Annotated in this window: 16 protein-coding genes and 1 pseudogene; 9 read left to right on the top strand and 8 right to left on the bottom strand. The window is 59.9% G+C overall.

Translation table 11 applies throughout. From position 1 onward, the window contains the following. Positions 1-42 precede the first annotated feature (42 nt). The 3 genes from NWV16_RS00455 to phoB all read right to left on the bottom strand — a co-directional run bounded on the left by NWV16_RS00455 (position 43) and on the right by phoB (position 3585). A complete protein-coding gene (locus NWV16_RS00455) occupies positions 43-1383 on the bottom strand; it encodes a hemolysin family protein (protein WP_065258229.1) in 1341 nt (446 codons plus the stop codon). Between the two features lie 111 nt (positions 1384-1494). Continuing rightward, the gene (gene phoR, locus NWV16_RS00450; protein ID WP_260523597.1) at positions 1495-2781 is read right to left on the bottom strand and encodes a phosphate regulon sensor histidine kinase PhoR; all 1287 of its coding nucleotides are present in this window, start codon (positions 2779-2781) and stop codon (positions 1495-1497) included. Positions 2782-2895: 114 nt separating this feature from the next. Then, the gene (phoB, locus tag NWV16_RS00445) at positions 2896-3585 is read right to left on the bottom strand and encodes a phosphate regulon transcriptional regulator PhoB (RefSeq protein ID WP_003229608.1); all 690 of its coding nucleotides are present in this window, start codon (positions 3583-3585) and stop codon (positions 2896-2898) included. 151 nt (positions 3586-3736) lie between these two features. Between phoB and NWV16_RS00440 the strand changes: the two genes are divergently transcribed. Beyond that, positions 3737-4120, top strand: a complete 384-nt coding sequence (locus tag NWV16_RS00440) for a hypothetical protein (RefSeq protein ID WP_065258227.1) — start codon at positions 3737-3739, stop codon at positions 4118-4120. 63 nt (positions 4121-4183) lie between these two features. On the opposite strand, the gene ubiA is transcribed toward NWV16_RS00440, so the two are convergent. Together ubiA and NWV16_RS00430 are read right to left on the bottom strand one after the other, a co-directional pair. Next, complete coding sequence (gene ubiA / locus NWV16_RS00435) at positions 4184-5074, bottom strand: 4-hydroxybenzoate octaprenyltransferase (RefSeq protein ID WP_260521551.1); 891 nt, start codon at positions 5072-5074, stop codon at positions 4184-4186. Next, positions 5074-5625, bottom strand: coding sequence for a chorismate lyase (locus NWV16_RS00430; protein ID WP_260521550.1), 552 nt, complete (start codon positions 5623-5625; stop codon positions 5074-5076). Before NWV16_RS00430 ends, ubiA begins: the two co-directional genes overlap by 1 nt. Positions 5626-5824: 199 nt before the next feature. On the opposite strand from NWV16_RS00430, the gene NWV16_RS00425 reads away from it, so the two are divergent. From NWV16_RS00425 to NWV16_RS00415, 3 genes are all read left to right on the top strand, one after another. Further along, positions 5825-5992 carry a rubredoxin gene (locus NWV16_RS00425; protein ID WP_065258224.1) on the top strand — a complete coding sequence of 56 codons (168 nt, stop codon included), beginning with the start codon at positions 5825-5827 and terminating at the stop codon, positions 5990-5992. A 24-nt stretch (positions 5993-6016) separates the two neighbouring features. Next, on the top strand, positions 6017-7165 hold the full coding sequence (locus NWV16_RS00420) for an NAD(P)/FAD-dependent oxidoreductase (protein WP_260521549.1): 1149 nt from the start codon (positions 6017-6019) through the stop codon (positions 7163-7165). A 192-nt stretch (positions 7166-7357) separates the two neighbouring features. Beyond that, positions 7358-7633 carry an HU family DNA-binding protein gene (locus NWV16_RS00415; RefSeq protein WP_260521548.1) on the top strand — a complete coding sequence of 92 codons (276 nt, stop codon included), beginning with the start codon at positions 7358-7360 and terminating at the stop codon, positions 7631-7633. An 80-nt stretch (positions 7634-7713) separates the two neighbouring features. On the opposite strand, the gene NWV16_RS00410 is transcribed toward NWV16_RS00415, so the two are convergent. From NWV16_RS00410 to tssI, 3 genes are read right to left on the bottom strand one after another with little or no spacing between them, the layout of a single operon-like run. Further along, positions 7714-8067 (bottom strand): hypothetical protein, encoded by a 354-nt coding sequence (locus NWV16_RS00410; protein WP_260521547.1) that lies wholly within the window; start codon positions 8065-8067, stop codon positions 7714-7716. 13 nt (positions 8068-8080) lie between these two features. Further along, positions 8081-8749, bottom strand: coding sequence for a DUF2931 family protein (locus NWV16_RS00405; RefSeq protein ID WP_260521546.1), 669 nt, complete (start codon positions 8747-8749; stop codon positions 8081-8083). Then, positions 8742-12101: a type VI secretion system tip protein TssI/VgrG gene (gene tssI, locus NWV16_RS00400; protein WP_260521545.1), complete on the bottom strand. Its 3360-nt coding sequence runs from the start codon at positions 12099-12101 to the stop codon at positions 8742-8744. Before tssI ends, NWV16_RS00405 begins: the two co-directional genes overlap by 8 nt. A 718-nt stretch (positions 12102-12819) precedes the next feature. Here tssI and tssA point away from each other — a divergent pair. From tssA to NWV16_RS00375, 5 genes and pseudogenes are all read left to right on the top strand, one after another. Beyond that, complete coding sequence (gene tssA / locus NWV16_RS00395; protein WP_260521544.1) at positions 12820-14382, top strand: type VI secretion system protein TssA; 1563 nt, start codon at positions 12820-12822, stop codon at positions 14380-14382. A gap of 32 nt (positions 14383-14414) precedes the next feature. Further along, positions 14415-14918 carry a type VI secretion system contractile sheath small subunit gene (tssB, locus tag NWV16_RS00390; protein ID WP_065258218.1) on the top strand — a complete coding sequence of 168 codons (504 nt, stop codon included), beginning with the start codon at positions 14415-14417 and terminating at the stop codon, positions 14916-14918. Positions 14919-14946: 28 nt separating this feature from the next. Next, positions 14947-16422 carry a type VI secretion system contractile sheath large subunit gene (tssC, locus tag NWV16_RS00385; RefSeq protein WP_065258217.1) on the top strand — a complete coding sequence of 492 codons (1476 nt, stop codon included), beginning with the start codon at positions 14947-14949 and terminating at the stop codon, positions 16420-16422. Positions 16423-16431: 9 nt separating this feature from the next. Further along, positions 16432-16839, top strand: a complete 408-nt coding sequence (gene tssE / locus NWV16_RS00380) for a type VI secretion system baseplate subunit TssE (RefSeq protein ID WP_065258216.1) — start codon at positions 16432-16434, stop codon at positions 16837-16839. Positions 16840-16850: 11 nt separating this feature from the next. Next, positions 16851-17144, top strand: a pseudogene (locus NWV16_RS00375) (PAAR domain-containing protein); the annotation flags it as partial. Between the last annotated feature and the right edge of the window lie 898 nt (positions 17145-18042).

Here is an 18042-nt window from a genome sequence, read left to right as displayed (position 1 = left end):
GGAGCAAGCTCCCTCGCCACAAAAGCTGCCCCGCAATACGGCTCAATCCAGCATCAGCACCTTGGCCAGAATGATCTTCGGCCCTTTCATCTTCTTGATGATGATCCGCAGACCTTCGACTTCCAGCACCTCTTCTTCTTCCGGCACCCGCTTCAGGGTTTCATAGACCAGCCCGGCGAGGGTTTCGGCTTCGATATGGTCCAGATCGATGCCCAGCAGGCGCTCGACCTTGAACAGCGGCGTATCGCCCCGCACCAGCAGCTTGCCCGGCTGGTAGGCGAGGATGCCGCGTTCGGCCTTGCGGTGTTCGTCCTGGATATCGCCGACCAGCACTTCCAGCACGTCTTCCATGGTCAGGTAGCCGATGATGTTGCCGTCGGCCTCTTCGACCACGGCAAAGTGCGAGCCACCCTTGCGGAACTGCTCCAGCAACTGCGACAGCGGCATGTGTCGCGATACCCGCTCCAGCGGCCGGATCAGCTCGGCGAGGTTGAACGACTCCGGAATGTGATCCAGGGCTGCCAGTTCCAGCAGCAGGTCCTTGATGTGCAGCAGGCCGACGAACTCCTTGCGCTCGCTGTCGTACACCGGATAGCGGCTGAACTTGTGACGGCGGAACATCGCCAGGATTTCTTTCAACGGCGCGTTGAACTCGAGGGTGATCAGGTCCTCCCGGGAGTTGGCCCAGTCGACCACTTCCAGTTCGCCCATTTCCACCGCCGAGGCCAGCACGCGCATGCCCTGGTCGCTCGGGTCCTGGCCGCGGCTGGAGTGCAGGATCAGTTTCAGTTCTTCCCGGCTGTAATGGTGCTCGTGATGCGGGCCCGGTTCGCCCTGGCCGGCAATGCGCAGGATGGTGTTGGCGCTGGCGTTGAGCAGGTAGATCGCCGGGTACATGGCCCAGTAGAACAGGTACAGCGGCACCGCCGTCCACAGCGACAACAGCTCGGGTTTGCGGATGGCCCAGGATTTGGGGGCCAGCTCGCCGACCACGATGTGCAGGTAGGAAATGATGAAGAACGCGGTAAAGAACGAAATGCCTTTGACCACTTCGGCCGACTGCACGCCGACCGCGCTCAGCACGGGCTCCAGAAGGTGCGCGAAGGCCGGCTCGCCGACCCAGCCCAGGCCGAGGGAGGCGAGGGTGATGCCGAGCTGGCACGCCGACAGGTAAGCATCGAGCTGGCTGTGCACCGTGCGCAGGATGTGCCCGCGCCAACCGTGCTGTTCAGCGATGGCTTCGACCCGGGTCGAGCGCAGTTTGACCATGGCGAACTCCGCCGCAACGAAGAAGCCGTTGAGCAGAACCAGGATCAGAGCGAAAAGAATCATGCCGAAATCGGCGAATATCGTTGCGAGGGACAAGCCAGGGGAAGGGTCCATGATGGAGTTTTGCGGGTTCCGTGTGATTCGTAATGGAGAAAGATTCGCACCTGAAAGGCAGGCGCAAGTCAGCCAATGTAGCGGCTGACCTGGCGATTGCCTAGTCCGGCATTACTCAGCGGTGCTGATGACCCGTGCCTGTGCGATCTGCGCCGGGGCGAAATGGCAGGTGAAAGTGCTGCCGTGGCCGGGCACGCTGCTGATCTCCATCCGCGCGCGGTGACGCAGCAACACGTGTTTGACGATGGCCAGGCCCAGGCCCGTGCCGCCGGTGTTGGAGTTGCGGCTGGAGTCGACGCGGTAGAAGCGTTCGGTCAGGCGCGGCAGGTGTTTGCTGTCGATGCCGATCCCGGAATCCTGCACGCTCAGGTGCGCACCCTGATCGTCGCCCCACCAGCGGATCCGGATGTTGCCTTCGGCCGGCGTGTATTTGACGGCGTTGAACACCAGGTTGGAAAACGCGCTGCGCAGTTCCGCCTCGCTGCCCTTGAGCAGGATGCTGGCGTCGGCCTCCAGGGTGATTTTCTGATTCTTCGAGCCGGACAGTTGCTGCGCATCGCTCTTGATCGATTGCAACAGGGTGTCGATGTGCACGGGCTGGTTGTCCGACGGGTAATCGGTGGCTTCCAGCTTGGCCAGCAACAGCAAGTCGTTGAGCAGGGTCTGCATGCGCCCGCCCTGTTGCTGCATCTGTTGCAGGGCACGGCTCCACCGCGGGTTCACTTCCTCGACGTTGTCGAGCAGTGTTTCCAGATAACCGCAGATCACCGTCAGCGGGGTGCGCAGCTCATGGGAGACGTTGGCGATGAAGTCCTTGCGCATCTGCTCCAGCTGATGGATGCGCGTGACGTCGCGCACCAGCATCAGGTGTTCGTTGTTGCCGTAGCGCGTGAGGTACATCTGGATGCGCACGCGGTCGTTGGTCGGCGAAGGGATTTCCAGCGGCTCGGCGTAGTTTTCCTGCTCGAAGTATTCCTTGAAGCGCGGATGGCGGACCAGGTTGGTCACGGGTTGGCCGCTGTCTTGCGGGGTCTTGAGGCCGAGCAGGGTTTCGGCGGCGCGGTTCCACCATTCCAGGTTGCCGTCGCTGTCGAGCATGATCACCGCGTCTTTCAGCGCGGCGGTGGACTCCTGGACGCGGTCGATCACCGCTTGCAGGCGCCCGCGTACCCGTTGGTCGCGGCGTTGCAGGTGGTAGATGCTGTCGAACACTTCGCCCCACAGACCATAGCCGTCGGGCGGTGCTTCGTCGGGTTGATGCAGGCGCAGCCATTCGTGCAGACGCAGCAACTGCTTGAGCGTCCAGGCCAGGTACAGGCCCAGTCCCGCCGCGAGGCTCCAGCCGTAGTAGCCGGTGATCAGGCCGATCACCAGACAGGCGGTGACCAGCAACAGCATGTGGCGGATCAGGGTGCCATGCCAGTTTTGATTCACGGAGCGTCCTTTACTCAGTTTCAAGCTGCAAGCCAAGGCGCATCGGCTGCTTGCAGCTGGAAGCCTGCAGCTGCTTTTTTATGCCTTGGTGGAAAACCGATAACCCGTGCCGCGCACGGTTTGTACCAGATTTTCGTAAGCATCGCCGAGGGCCTTGCGCAGGCGCCGGATGTGCACGTCGACGGTGCGTTCTTCAACATAGACGTTGCCGCCCCAGACCTGGTCCAGCAACTGCCCACGGGTGTAGGCGCGTTCCTGATGGGTCATGAAAAACTGCAGCAACCGGTATTCGGTCGGGCCCATTTCGGCCGGACGGCCATCGATGGTCACGCGGTGGCTGATCGGGTCGAGCAGCAGGCCGCCGACTTCGATCGGCGCTTCGCCATCGGTCGGACCGGCGCGACGCAGCACGGCCTTGAGGCGTGCCACCAGTTCGCGTGGGGAAAACGGCTTGGTGATGTAGTCGTCGGCGCCGACTTCCAGGCCCTGGATCTTGTTGTCCTCTTCACCCTTGGCGGTGAGCATGATGATCGGGATGTCCCCGGTCAGTTCGTCACGCTTGAGGCGGCGGGCCAGTTCGATGCCGGAGGTGCCGGGCAGCATCCAGTCGAGCAGGATCAGGTCCGGCTTGCGGTCGACGATGATGGCGTGGGCCTGCTGCGAGTTCTCTGCCTCGAGGCAGTCATAGCCGGCCATTTCCAACGCAACGGCGATCATTTCGCGAATGGGCGCTTCGTCGTCGACGATCAGAATGCTCCTGCCAACCATGCCTTAATCCTCTTGTCATTTAACTGTCTTGCGCCGCATTAGATAACGGAATTATTGCAGTCGTGTGACAGTATTTTAGTCCGGCGGCGATTGTGCAAATCCTGGACTAAGCTCTAAGTCCGAATCCTGACAACCACAAAAGAAGGTTTCCATGACTCAAATGACTGCTTCCTTCAAAGCCCTGCTGATGACCGCCGCGCTGACGCTGCCGGGACTGGCGATGGCGGCCGAACCGGCCATGATGAAAGACGGCATGATGGTCGATCACAAAGGCATGACCGTTTACACGTTCGACAAGGACGCTGGCGGCAAGTCGATGTGCAATGACAAATGCGCCGAGAACTGGCCGCCGATGATGGCTCCCGCAGGCGCCAAGGCCGAAGGCAAATGGACGGTGATCAAGCGCGATGACGGCAAGATGCAGTACGCCTACGACGGCAAACCGCTGTATACCTTCAAGATGGACACCAAGCCGGGTGACATGATGGGCGACGGCAAGATGGATGCGTGGCACGTGGTTCACGAGCACAAATAAGCCATCGTCAGTGAAACGGCATCGCGGCCCGCAGGCATTGCCTCGGGCCGCGGTTCTTTCAGATCAGCGCAACGCGTAATCCAGCACGATCCCGACGAAAATCGCCATCCCCGCCCAATGGTTGTGCAGAAATGCCTTGAAGCAGCGCATCCGGTCGCGATCGCGGGTGTACCAGAACTCCCACGCATAGCACCCGGCCGCCACCAGCAGGCCGAGGTGGAACCAGATCCCCAGCTCGAATCTCGACCCGGCCAGCAGCAGACAGCCCAGCGACAATGCCTGCAAGGTCAGGATGATCACCCGGTCGGCATCGCCGAACAGGATCGCCGTGGATTTCACGCCGATCTTCAGGTCATCGTCGCGGTCGGTCATCGCGTAATAGGTGTCATAGCCCACCGTCCACAGCAGATTGGCGATCCACAGCAGCCAGGCCGACGCCGGCAGCTCGCCGGTCTCGGCGGTGAACGCCATCGGCATGCCCCAGGAAAACGCCGCCCCCAGCACCACTTGCGGGTAATAGGTGTAGCGCTTCATGAACGGATAAGTGAACGCCAGCGCCAGGCCACCCAGCGACAGCCAGATCGTCGCGGCGTTGGTGCACAGCACCAGCAGGAAACTCACGCCCATCAGCAGGGCGAAGAACACCAGCGCCTCTTTCGAGCTGATCCGGCCAGCAGCGAGCGGGCGTTCGGCGGTGCGCTTCACGTGGCCGTCGACCTTGCGGTCGGCCCAGTCGTTGATGACGCAGCCGCCGGCACGGGTCAGCACCACGCCGAGGACGAAAATCACGATGTTGGCCAGCGAGGGCGAACCTTTACCGGCGATCCATAACGCCCAGAGCGTCGGCCACAGCAGCAGGTAGATGCCGATCGGCTTGTCCATGCGGGTCAGTTGAATGAAATCCCAGGCCCGGGGATTCAGGCGGTTCAGGGACTTGAGCAGGCTCTGGTACATCAGCAATTCTCCGGGCGGGCGCGGACGGCATTCCACAGGGCCGGCAGGAAAATCTCTGCCACCAGCACGCTCAGCGCACCACGGTCGAAACGCGAACGGCGCCCCCACAATCCTGAAGCGCGAGCGGCTTCGGGCAGCCATCGATCAGGATAGTCACAGACTTCGATGGCCTGACGCTGGAAGGCGTTATCGCAGAACAGCAGTTCGCCCAGAGAGCGGTTGCCCAGTTCATCCATATGCAGGCCGTCGCCCTGCAAGGCGTCGCGCGAAGCCACGCTGCGGGCGAACACCCAGGCTTCGCCATGACCGCGCAGATAGACCTCGCGCACCCAGCCTTCGCTGCCTTCAGCCAGTTCCAGCGCCGCGCATTCGTCGTCGCGCAGGGTCTGCCAGCCTTCGAACAGCGGCGTGACGCTGAAGCCGTCATCGGACAGGCGGGTCAGGCGTCGGGTCAGGGAGCCTTCGTCGAACAGCCAGTCGAGGGTGGATGTGTCGGGGAGGGGATCGAGGTGGCTTCGCAGGCGCCACAGCGGGGCGTTTGAGTGTTGCACAATGAGTCATTATTGGCAGCGAAAGAGGCGGCGAGCTTACCATGGCGAGCCGCGAGTTTGATTGATCTGCCGCGCCGTTGCGCCGAACAGGCTTGCATCCGGCCGGTTCGATCAGTACAAAACGCCCTGAGCCGGACGGCAACGCTGCACCATCGACCGTCCGCGCCGGACACCGCCTGAATCCTGAGGAAATACCTGAATGAAGAAGTGGCAATGCATCGTCTGTGGCCTGATCTACAACGAAGCCGAGGGTTGGCCGGATGACGGCATTGCGCCGGGCACTCGCTGGGAAGACGTGCCGCAAGACTGGCTGTGCCCGGACTGCGGCGTCGGCAAGATGGACTTCGAAATGATCGAAATCGCCTGAGACCCAACACTGAAGGAGTAGGAAATGAGTGCACCTGTCGTGATCGTCGGCACCGGGCTGGCGGGCTACAACCTGGCCCGCGAGTTTCGCAAACTCGATGGCGAAACCCCGCTGCTGCTGATGACCGCCGATGGCGGTCGTTCCTACTCCAAGCCGATGCTGTCCACCGGTTTCGGCAAGAACAAGGATGCCGACGGCCTGAGCATGGCCGAACCGGGCGCCATGGCGGAGCAATTGAAGGCCGAGATCCGCACCCATACCCGGATCAGCGGCATCGACCCGGGTCACAAGCGTCTGTGGATCGGAGAGGAAGCGGTGAACTATCGCGACCTGATCCTCGCCTGGGGCGCGGAAACCGTGCGTGTGCCGATCGAGGGCGATGGCGGCGACCTGGTATTCCCGATCAACGATCTGGAAGACTACGCACGCTTTCGTGCCGCAGCGGCGGGCAAACGCCGTGTGCTGTTGCTCGGTGCCGGCCTGATCGGCTGCGAATTTGCCAATGACCTGATCCTTGGCGGCTACGAAGTGCAACTGGTTGCGCCGTGCGAGCAGGTGATGCCGACCCTGCTGCACCCGTCCGCTGCGGCAGCAGTGCAGGCAGGGCTGGAAAGCCTCGGCGCGCGTTTCCACCTCGGCCCGGTGCTGACCCGTTTGCAGAAGGTTGCCGATGGTCTGGAAGCGCATCTTTCCGATGGTCAGGTGATTGCGTGCGATGTGGTGGTGTCGGCCATCGGCCTGCGCCCACGGATCGATCTGGCAGCGGCTGCCGGCATCCAGACCAATCGCGGCGTGATGGTCGACCGTCACCTGCAAACTTCACACGCCAATATCTATGCCTTGGGCGACTGCGCCGAAGTCGACGGGCTGAATCTTCTGTACGTCATGCCCCTCATGAGCTGTGCGCGAGCGCTGGCGCAGACCCTGGCCGGCAACCCGACAGCGGTGAACTACGGGCCGATGCCGATCACCGTGAAAACCCCGGTCTGCCCGCTGGTGGTTTCACCGCCGCCACGGGGCCGCGAAGGTGTCTGGACGGTCGAAGGGCAGGGCGCCGACGTCAAGGCGCTGTGCCACGACGCCGAAGGGCAATTGCTCGGCTATGCGCTGACCGGCGCCGCGGTGATGGAAAAACTCGCCCTGAACAAACAGCTTCCGGCCTTGCTGGCGTAAATACCGGTCGTTCTGTCGGAATCACCCCGCTTTTGCCCCCACAAAGGTCGCGGGGAGACTGGCGCCGCCCGTATCCGCGTGCCATTCTCACTCCCGTCTGCCGCAGAGTAGAGCCTGCGGCGCCTTGGGCGCTGTTCCAACGAGAACAGCACGGACATAACAACAAAAAACCGACTCAAAGGGGCTTCACTAATGCGTAAACCAGAACTCGCCGCTGCAATCGCTGAAAAAGCGGATCTGACCAAAGAGCAGGCCAACCGCGTTCTCAACGCCGTCCTCGAAGAAATCACCCGCGCCCTGCACCGCAAGGACAGCGTCACGCTCGTCGGCTTCGGCACCTTCGAGCAACGCCATCGCGGCGCTCGCACCGGTAAAAACCCGCAAACCGGTGAACCCGTCAAGATCAAGGCCAGCAACACCGTAGCGTTCAAGCCGGGCAAGTCGTTGAAAGAGAGCGTCAATCCGTGATCCACCACCCGCATGGCGGGGGAGCGGCATAAAAAACGGGCATACCGATTGCGGTCGGATGCCCGTTTTTGTTGGCGTGGCTATTTCCGAAAACAAGCTTTGCCGTTGCCGAAATCCACCGCCAGGCAATTGGGTTCGATGGCGAGTTGCAGATCCTCAAACAAAGCGGATAAATCGTTACTGGAAGATGGTTTGGTTTCGCTTTTCAGCGTCAACGTGCTGTTTTCTACATGCCATGTACCTTTTGCAAAACCGTCAGCGCTGCCATATGCCACGCCTGCGTCAAAGGTTCCGTCCTTGCGAAGCAGCAGTTCCGCGCCCATCTCCATAGCGCCTTGCAGAACATAATGTCCATCCAGCGACCGAGTATCTGCGGACGCCTCGGTAGCAGGCAGTAACAGCAGCGCCGTGAGAAACAGGGGTTTCAATTCCATGAGTTGTTGCTCCTTACCAGCTTCCGAAGGGGATGCCGTATTTTTCGATGTAGGTTTTGGATACTTCTTTGAGAGGTCGATGCTGACCTCCGGATTTACCGTCATAGGGACCTTTGGGGTTGATAGTTCCTTCGACTCGGGTAATTTCGACTGACTTCAAGCACGGCCCGCTTAGCCACACCTTGGCAATGCCGCCAGGCGCCAAGCCGATACCTATGCGATCGCGGTAGTCCGTGATCCATTTGCCATCCAGTCTGCAGTACGCCTTTTCCGGTTTGCGCATGATTTCCCGCGCAGACTCGGGAATCACAATGTAGGCCTCATAAGTTTGAGGCTCAGCCAGTGATTGCCATCGCACATAGATCAAGCGGGGAAGATCGGCACCGGTGACGTCACGTCCGGCGCCGCTACCGGGGCTGTCAGGCCAGCCTGCGGGCTTGCCCTTGTTGTCGGCGGGGGTGTTCACCGAGGCAATCCCGGCGCCGGCGCGTTTGAACACACGTTCACGGATATCCACCACGTCGGCCGTTTCAATCCAGACCTCCATGTAGGCGGGTGCTCCGAAGCCGAGGTACCAGGGCCGTTTGGTGATCGGTTGGGCATGACTTTGAGTGCAAAGCACCAACAGCAATCCGAAGACGAACCCAGTGTGTTTTTTGATGGGCCGAGTGAATTTATTCATGGGGGTGTACCACTCGTTGTTGGTCTTTTGTCGGCCGGTTTATGAAAACAATGCTCATGTCGCTGTTGTTAAAGTCCTTGGCAGCGTTCCAGTGCGCAGAAAGATGGATATAGCGGCTGCGTAACAAAGCGCGTTCTTTGATGGTCAGTCCCTCAACGGATGAATTTCCAAGTGCATAAGCCTCAAGCTTGGTGTGAATCGGGATCAGTTCCTCAGGCAGCGAAAGTTTTGAATCGTTTTCGTCAATCGCTTCAAATGGCACACCATGTCTGACTCCAAGCTCACGCATGATGCGTAGATACACCAGCGACAACTCACCGTGTACCGGGCGCTCAATCATGGCCGCAGCATAAACCCGCTTCTGGGGATCCGGTGTGGATCTGCCTCTTTCCTGTCGTTGAATTACAGGGGTTTCCCAGAGTGCGACCCGCAGTTGATTGCCTGGAGTGTCATCTTCGATAACGCCTTTCGTATACCAGGCAAACGCCTCCTTTTCGGCCGCGACATAGGCTGCGCTGCGGGTCGCTTCCTTGCTTTGGCTGATGTTGCTGGTGACCGGCCTGCTCAACAGAAGCTTCTCCCTGGCTCTGGGCAGATAACCACCTCCCAGATCCGAGTGCGCGCCAGGTAATACCAGATCAATCTCACCCAGGCTGTTAAGGGCGAAGTTCTCGCGATGTTCATCTCGCGCCACCAGATGCACCACTTTGTTGGCGCAACCATCACGCAGCTTCAAGTCCAGCCAGGGATTTCTGCTGTTGGCGCCTGTGAAGTCCAGCAACCATGGATTGGTGATTGCTGCGACGGTATCAAACAGACCAATGAAATTGATGCTGATACTTGATTGTGGATCCCAGTCAAAGCTACTTGCTAAAGACGGAGAGCCCGCTGGCAGCGCCTTTGCAAGAATGCTGCCCTTGCCTTTGAGCACCTCGTTTGCGAAGTGCCGTGCAGCGGCGGCGCCTCGACTGAAACCGAAAATATCGAACTCGATACTTTCTATTAGTGCGTTGGGGTTGTTTTTTATCAGTGCCCGCATTTGCTTAATGATTTTTTCAGGGCTCTGCTCCACACGAGCCAGGACTCCCGTTTCGCCTCGGCCTGTTGCCTGTGCGTAAAGTGAATCGCCTCCGTCAGCTGTCGTACCGATGCCTTCGATGTACACGCGCAAGGAAGCCTGCTTCGTTTTCTCCGGTAATACCTCGAAGGCATGGTCCGTATACAGCTCATACAACCGCACAATGTTGCTCACATCATTCCCATAACTGTTATCCGGCGAGTTGCCATTTCCGTCATAGCCATAAGTGGCGCAGTGCTTCTGAATCTCTTCGGCTGCTTCAGCCAGATTGGCATCTGGCGCATAGCAAGCCGCGACCGTTTCGCTGTTGGCCTTGTTGTTCCCCGTCCCATCGAAAAACACACCAATCCGCAACGTAATCCCGGCAGGGGTTTCATCCTCCAGTTCGACCTCTTCCTCCTCTTCCTCGAGTTCGCCGTCCTCAAGATCCTCTGTGGAGGCAGCCGTCGGTCTTGCTGCCAGGGCGCCTGACCTGTCGGTCGCCGGAGACTCAGCGGCGTTGCCAGCGGATGATTTGCCGCCCGTCACGATTTCGGTGCTGCTGAAGATTCCGCCCTCGTCGATCACGATGTGATGACCACCCGCTCTCAGCGTGATACTGGCGCCTGCATCCAGCAGCACATTCGCGCCGGCCTTGATCTGTGCCTGCTGACCCGCCTCGACCGTGATGACCTTGCCGGCAGTCGTCTGGCTGTTGCCGTTGATGCTTTCCCATCGATCGCGCCCGACTTCCAGCCGGCTGTCATTGAGAATCTGCCGCTGCATGTCGCGCTGGGCGCGCAGGTAGATCAGTTCCAGTCCGGCGCGGTCTTCAAGTGTCAGTTCGTTGTAGCCGCCGGTGTCGGGTGAGCTGCGGCTGCGCAGCACGGTTCGGGTCTTGTGTTCAGGAAGTCTGTACGGTGCGGGTGTGAGCTTGTTGACCACGCAACCGGTAATCAGCGGCTGGTCGGGATTGCCTTCCAGAAAGGTCACCACCACTTCCATCCCGACGCGGGGCAGGGTGACGGCACCAAAACCATCGCCGGCCCAGCCGGACGACACCCGGACCCAGCAACTGCTGCGCTCGCTGTTCAGCCCGGCCCGGTCCCAGTGGAATTCAATCTTCACGCGACCGAATTCATCGCAGTAGATCTCTTCGCCTTTCGGTCCTGTCACCCGGGCGGTCTGGCTCACCAGCGCAGGTCGGCGCGCTGGCAGTGGCGGGCGGAAAACCACCTCGGCAGGCATGGCGCGAAAGCTGTTGCGGTAACCCTGAGTAAAATCGTCTGTGGAGGACGTTTCGTGGGTGGCGTACGCCTCCAGCACTTGAGGCTGTCGTCCGGTGTGACGGACTTCAAGTAATTGCCACAGTCCGTTGTGTCGCTTGCGGGGATGCCCGGTCAGTTCGAACAGGTGGCCACAACGCAGGGCAGGCTGGTCGCTGTCACCTTCAGTCGTTTCATAATCGGTGCGATGACGTTCCAGGGCCTGACGGGCCAGTTGTTTGCCGCGTTTTTCGTTCTCCATCGCCAGCGGATATCGATAGTCCTCGAGTCGGGGCGTGAACTCGGCAACAAAGCGGCTCTCGAGCGAAAGATGAGGGCGTTTGGGGTCGTAGTCGCGACGTGTGACGCGGCTGGTACGCGTCCGGGCCTGCCAGGAAAACCGGCGGACCACCGGGTGTTCCGCCACCATGGCGCTGTCGCGCCGGTAGGGTGTGGCAGACAGTGTTGGCAGAAACACCGTGTCATCGGTGAACACCAGCAGGTGTCTCTCCACCGAATGCCGGTGGTGCCATGCGATGCCGTCTTCGGCACACAGGCGCTGGATGAACTCGAAATCCGTTTCGCCATATTGCGTGCAGTACTCCCGTGGCGGCTGCGGCTGCACATGGAACCTGAAGGCGTCGGTGAGGATGCCGTGCCGTTTGAGTACGTGAGTGATGATCTGCGGGACAGTCAGGTTCTGGAAAATCCTCTGGTCCTGACTGAACTGCAGGTAATGAAGGGTTGGAACCAGCGTCAGGCAATAATGCGCCAGGTGTTTTCCCGACTCGCCCACCTGCACTTCTTCGATACGCCCGTGTATCCCTTCGCCATCCAGACCGAAACGCAGGAATGCCGAATGGGCGAGCAACGCTTCCATGTCGAGATCATGACGTTCGCTGACGAGCTCAACCTTGATGGCATAAAGCGTACTGACGGCCTCGGAGCCTTCGAAAGACAGCACCCTTAAGTCGTGGGGAACGGCGGGGATTTGCAGTGTAAAGCGCGCAGAAGTGACAGCTTCAGGCATACGCTTGTCCTTAAGCAGAGAGGGGGTCTGGCGTGATGTCGAAACCCTCCCTGGTCAACGGACGCGAATGTTTCCCGGCACGCTAACAAGGTATGAAACAAACTTATGTAAGAAACATCTCTGGATGAAGTCGGACGGTTCCGCGTTGTAAAACAACGTTCAGGGTGTGGGAAGTGTCTGCAGGAAAGTGAATCGGGAAGATAAAAAATACTGTGCGGCAACACGGCTGTTACAGGTGTTCAAATAATATTCAGTGCGTGAATTGCCATCAATTTGATGGCACTTTTATTGATCACGGTTGTCCGCCGTGATTTGTTAATAGATGACGGCGGATTTTCGGAAGCGTCCTACTTCAAATTTTTTCGCTTTTTGTCATGCTTTCTCCCGTATTTGTGGGACGGGCGTACGAAACGCGACAGGCATCGGTACGGACCGCTCTAGATCAATGCTCGCGGGGTTGGAGACGGAAAAAGCGGAATATAAACCGATATCAGGGAAACCCTTGTTGCATATAGGGCGATCTCCTACACACCCCAATGAACAGTTCGTCTTGTTGTTTAATCAGATGCTTGCTAGTGGCCATCATAGTGATTACGATGCGCGCACTTGCAAGAGCACATACTCAATTGGATGAGTCTTTACACTGCTCTTCGATACTGTCCCCGCGCCGCTTCAACTCCAAAAGGCGTACGACCGTAATCCAAAACAAAGGCCATGGATGTCCTACTCAAGCAAACTTTCCGCCCATTACCTCGATCTCGCTAAAGCCTCTGTTTCCAAAGAGAATTTCGCGGGTGAAGACGTTCGTTTCTCGAGCGAGTTCGAGGCGCTGGAAAGCGAGCTGGCCAAAGCTTCGTCGATGCACGAAAGCGGGCAGGTCGACTGGCTGAAAATCCGCGAAAACAGCGAAAACCTGCTGCGTACCCAATCCAAGGATCTGCGTGTCGGCGCCTGGCTGACCTGGTCGCTGTACCAGCGTGAATCCTTCCCCGGCCTGCTGGCCGGCCTCGCTTTTCTGCACCATCTGTCTGAAAACCATTGGGCCGACGTTCACCCGCTCAAGCCGCGCACCCGGGCCGCCGCCATTGGCTGGCTGGTACCGCGTCTGGAGCAGGTACTCACCGAAAACGTCGCGATCAAGGAGCAACTGCCGATGTTCCGGCAGTTGTCCGAGCACCTGTCCGGTCTTGACGCAGCCTGCACCGAACATCTGGGGGACGACGCGCCGCTGCTGCTGCCGCTCTCCCGCCGCCTGAAAACCATGATCCAGCGCGCTGCCGACAACCAGCCGGCGCCCGGCGTGGTGGGCGCGGCGGTGGCTCAGGTCAAGCAGGCAGCCACACAGTTGCTGACTCCCGGCGCCCCGATCGACAACGAGAAGGAAGCCCACAAGGCCCTGCGCGCCCAGCAGGAAAGTGCCCGTCCATTGTGCGCCTGGTGGCTCAAGCAGAAGGCCACCGACCTGCGTGCCCTGCGCCTCAACCGCACCTTGCTGTGGATGACCATCGACGCAGTGCCCGAGCGCAATGCCGAGCAGATCACCGTGCTGCGCGGGCTGCCAGTGGACAAGCTCAAGCAGTATCAGGACCGCTTCGACCAGGGCAAATACGCTGACCTGCTGGTAGAACTGGAGGCGAGCCTGGCGAAGGCGCCGTTCTGGTTCGATGGCCAACGAATGGTCTGGGAATGCCTTCAGAACCTCAACGCCGAGCTGGCCATGCGCGAAGTGGAAATCCACTTCGCGCTTTTGGTTCAGCGCCTGCCCGGCATCATCGAATTGCGTTTCCATGACGGCACTCCGTTCGCCGATCCGTCCACCCGGGCGTGGATCGCCGCCAACGTCATGCCGCACCTGCAAAGCGCCAGCGCGCCGCGCAAGGTGGAAACCGAAAACGTCGAAACCCGGTCAGCCTGGGAAAAGGCCCTCGAGGACGTCCAGCCGATCCTGCGCAAGGAAGGCCTCAAGCCTGCGGTGCAGATCCTCAAGCAGGGGATGCAGTCGGCTCACGGCGGGCGCGAACGCTTCTTCTGGCAGTTCGCCCTCGCGCGGCTGTGCTTCCTGGCCAAGAAGTACGAACTGGCCAGGAACCAGCTCGAAACCCTCGATCAGACATTACAGGACTCAGGCCTGCACGCCTGGGAGCCCGATCTTGCATTGGAAGTGCTGCACCTGCTGCACAGTTGCTGCGAGTTGTTGCCGCAGAACCATGCCGTACGTGAACGCAAGGAAGAGATTTATCGCAGGCTGTGCCACCTCGACCTCGAAGTGGTACTCGAATAGGCCCCAGGGCCACAACCGCAAGGAGAAAAGCCATGGCCAAAGAAGGCTCGGTAGCCCCCAAGGAACGCATCAACGTCACCTTCAAACCCGCCACCGGCGGTGCTCAGGAAGAGATTGAACTGCCGCTGAAGCTGCTGGCAATCGGTGACTACACCCACCGCAAGGACGATCGCAAGATCGAGGATCGCAAGCCGATCAGCATCGACAAGATGACCTTCGACGAAGTGCTGGCCAAGCAAGAGCTGGGTCTGACGCTGAGCGTGCCCAACCGTCTGCAGGAAGATGGCGAGGCTGACGAGCTGGCCGTGCAACTGCGCGTCAACTCCATGAAGGACTTCAACCCGGCCAGCCTGGTCGAGCAAGTGCCCGAGCTGAAAAAACTGATGGAACTGCGCGATGCGCTGGTGGCCCTCAAAGGCCCGCTGGGTAACGCACCTGCGTTCCGTAAAGCCATCGAAGGCGTGCTCGCCGACGACGAATCCCGCGGTCGCGTACTCGGTGAGCTGGGCCTGAACGCCACAGCCCCGGACGCCTGAGACTCCAGCAGCCAAGGAAGCCAACACAATGAGCACTAGCGCAGCACAACAGAACGCCGCCGAGAACGGCGAATACAGCATCCTCGACAGCATCATCGCCGAAACCCGCCTGACGCCGGACGACGAAGCCTACGACATCGCCAAGCGCGGTGTGTCGGCGTTCATCGAAGAGCTGCTCAAGCCGCAGAACAATGGTGAGCCGGTCAAGAAAGCCATGGTTGACCGCATGATCGCCGAGATCGATGCCAAGCTCAGCCGTCAGATGGACGAAATCCTGCACCACCCGGACTTCCAGGCGCTGGAATCGTCGTGGCGTGGCCTGCAACTGCTGGTCGACCGCACCAACTTCCGCGAAAACATCAAGATCGAAATCCTCAACGTCTCCAAGGACGACCTGCTGGACGACTTCGAAGATTCGCCGGAAGTGATGCAGTCGGGCCTGTACAAGCACATCTACACCGCTGAATACGGCCAGTTCGGTGGTCAGCCGGTTGGCGCGATCATCGCCAACTACTACCTGTCCCCAAGCTCGCCGGACGTGAAGCTGATGCAGTACGTCTCGAGCGTGGCCTGCATGTCCCACGCGCCGTTCATCGCCGCTGCCGGTCCGAAATTCTTCGGCCTCGAAAGCTTTACCGGCCTGCCGGACCTGAAAGATCTGAAAGATCACTTCGAAGGCCCGCAATTCACCAAATGGCAGAGCTTCCGTACCTCGGAAGACTCCCGCTACGTCGGCCTGACCGTGCCGCGTTTCCTGCTGCGTAACCCGTACGATCCGGAAGAGAACCCGGTCAAATCGTTCGTGTACAAGGAAAACGTTGCCAACAGCCACGAGCACTATCTGTGGGGCAACACCGCTTTCGCCTTCGGCACCAAGCTGACCGACAGCTTCGCCAAGTTCCGCTGGTGCCCGAACATCATCGGCCCGCAGAGCGGCGGCGCGGTTGAAGACCTGCCTCTGCACCACTTCGAAAGCATGGGCGAGATCGAGACCAAGATTCCTACCGAAGTTCTGGTTTCCGACCGTCGCGAATACGAGCTGGCCGAGGAAGGCTTCATCTCCCTGACCATGCGCAAAGGCTCCGACAACGCGGCGTTCTTCTCCGCAAGCTCGGTGCAGAAGCCGAAGTTCTTCGGCATCAGCGCAGAAGGCAAGGCTGCAGAGCTGAACTACAAGCTCGGCACCCAGCTGCCGTACATGATGATCGTCAACCGCCTGGCTCACTACCTGAAAGTGCTGCAGCGCGAGCAACTCGGTTCGTGGAAAGAGCGTACCGACCTCGAGCTGGAACTGAACAAGTGGATCCGCCAGTACGTGGCCGACCAGGAAAACCCGAGCGCCGAAGTCCGTGGCCGTCGTCCGCTGCGCGCTGCGCAAGTGATCGTCAGCGACGTTGAAGGCGAGCCGGGCTGGTACCGCGTCAGCCTGAACGTGCGCCCGCACTTCAAGTACATGGGTGCCGATTTCACCCTGTCGCTGGTTGGCAAGCTGGACAAAGAGTAAGAGCGACTCATGGACGGATACGGCAGCCTTTTCGAACGCCTCAACGGCGATGCGGAACTACGCAAGGGCAAGAGCCTCGAGGCTTCTGCCATGGCGTCGGTGGCTGCCCACCTGGCCAAAATGCTCAGCACCCGGGCCGGCAGCGTGCAAACGCTGTCCGACTACGGGTTGCCCGATCTCAATGACATGCGCCTGAGCCTGCACGACTCCCTGAGTCAGGCCCGCCTGGCCATCGAAAGCTTCATCGAAGCCTACGAACCGCGCCTGAGCAACGTGCGTGTCATTTCCCTGCCGCGAGACCACGACCAGCTCCGCCTGGCCTTCAGCATCGAAGGCCTGCTGGAAGTCGAGGGCTTCAAGCGTCAGGTCAGTTTCGCCGCGCGCCTGGATGGCAGCGGTCAAGTGAAGGTCAACTAAGGAGAACCCCGATGTCTGGCAAACCGGCAGCACGCGTATCCGACCCCACCGCTTGCCCGCTCCCCGGCCACGGCACCAACCCGATTGCCGCCGGTTCCGGCGACGTGTTCTTCGACGGCCTGCCGGCCGCTCGCCAGGGTGATGCCTCGGCGTGTGGCAGCGCGTTGGTCGGCGACCTTGCGACCACGGTTCTGATCAACGGCAAGCCGGCTGCCACCGTTGGTTCGGTCGGGGCCCATGGCAACAAGGTCACTGCCGGCTCCGGGACGGTAATCATCGGGAATTCGCATACGCCAGCACCATTCTCGGGGCTGGCAGCGGTTGCGGTCGCCGCTGCTCTGGAATACCGACTGGGTCTGAAGTCGGGTGGCAACTCGGTTTTGACCCCGCTGGAAATACCGGACTTCGATGAACTGAAGTCCGGAACATCGAAAAACCGCGAACTGGTCGACTTCGTCGTCGAGAACCGGATGGACGCGGCAGATAGTGTGAAGCTGGAAGTGCTGGACGGTGAAAAGCCGGTTTACACCGAAGCCAATACCGCCCCGTTCTTGCCCCCTGGCAAGCACCCGTGGCAATGGGATGGGTACGACACTGCCGGCATCCTCGACACCAAAATCCTGAAAAGCCCGAACCTCAAAGTTCGTCTGACCGCGACCGGAGCGGGCAAGCAGCAAGTCACCGAAGTGAAGCTCACTTGTTCGGCTGAAGAGGTGAAGTGGGTCGATGTGCGTATTGATCGCAATGCCAAGACCGTGGAAGTAACGCTGCGCCCGAGCTTCTCGGATGGTGGCAGCAGTGGTTCTACGCCTGGCCTGGTGCCTACGCCGTTCAGCACTTTGCTGGGTTGGGCCAAGGAAGGCATCGAATTGTATTGGTCACGCAATGGTTCGCGCGGTGGTGGTATCGCCGAAGGGATCGCCACCAGCAAAGGGGTCTACAAAGTCACGGTCAAGGCCGAGGTTAACGTCGAGCCCAAGGCCGGGAACTTCCCGCTGATTGACTCGTTGTCCAAGGACTTTGGTCGTTCCACCAGCCTGGCAATAGCCCGGAAGGTCTATCACAACGCTGGCTATGCGTATGACAGCTACGTAGTTCAACGACGCCGAACTTTAGAGTTCGCGAAAGATATTGCCAAAGAAGAGTTCAAGGAAACGTCCGCCCATGAGTTTGGCCATCTGATTCTCAATGAATACGGTGGAG

The sequence above is a fragment of the Pseudomonas sp. BW7P1 genome (assembly GCF_024981055.1).
In the GTDB taxonomy this organism is placed as follows: domain Bacteria; phylum Pseudomonadota; class Gammaproteobacteria; order Pseudomonadales; family Pseudomonadaceae; genus Aquipseudomonas; species Aquipseudomonas bananamidigenes.
Note: the sequence above shows the minus strand (reverse complement) of the source record. Positions and strands in the feature narration are given on the sequence as shown.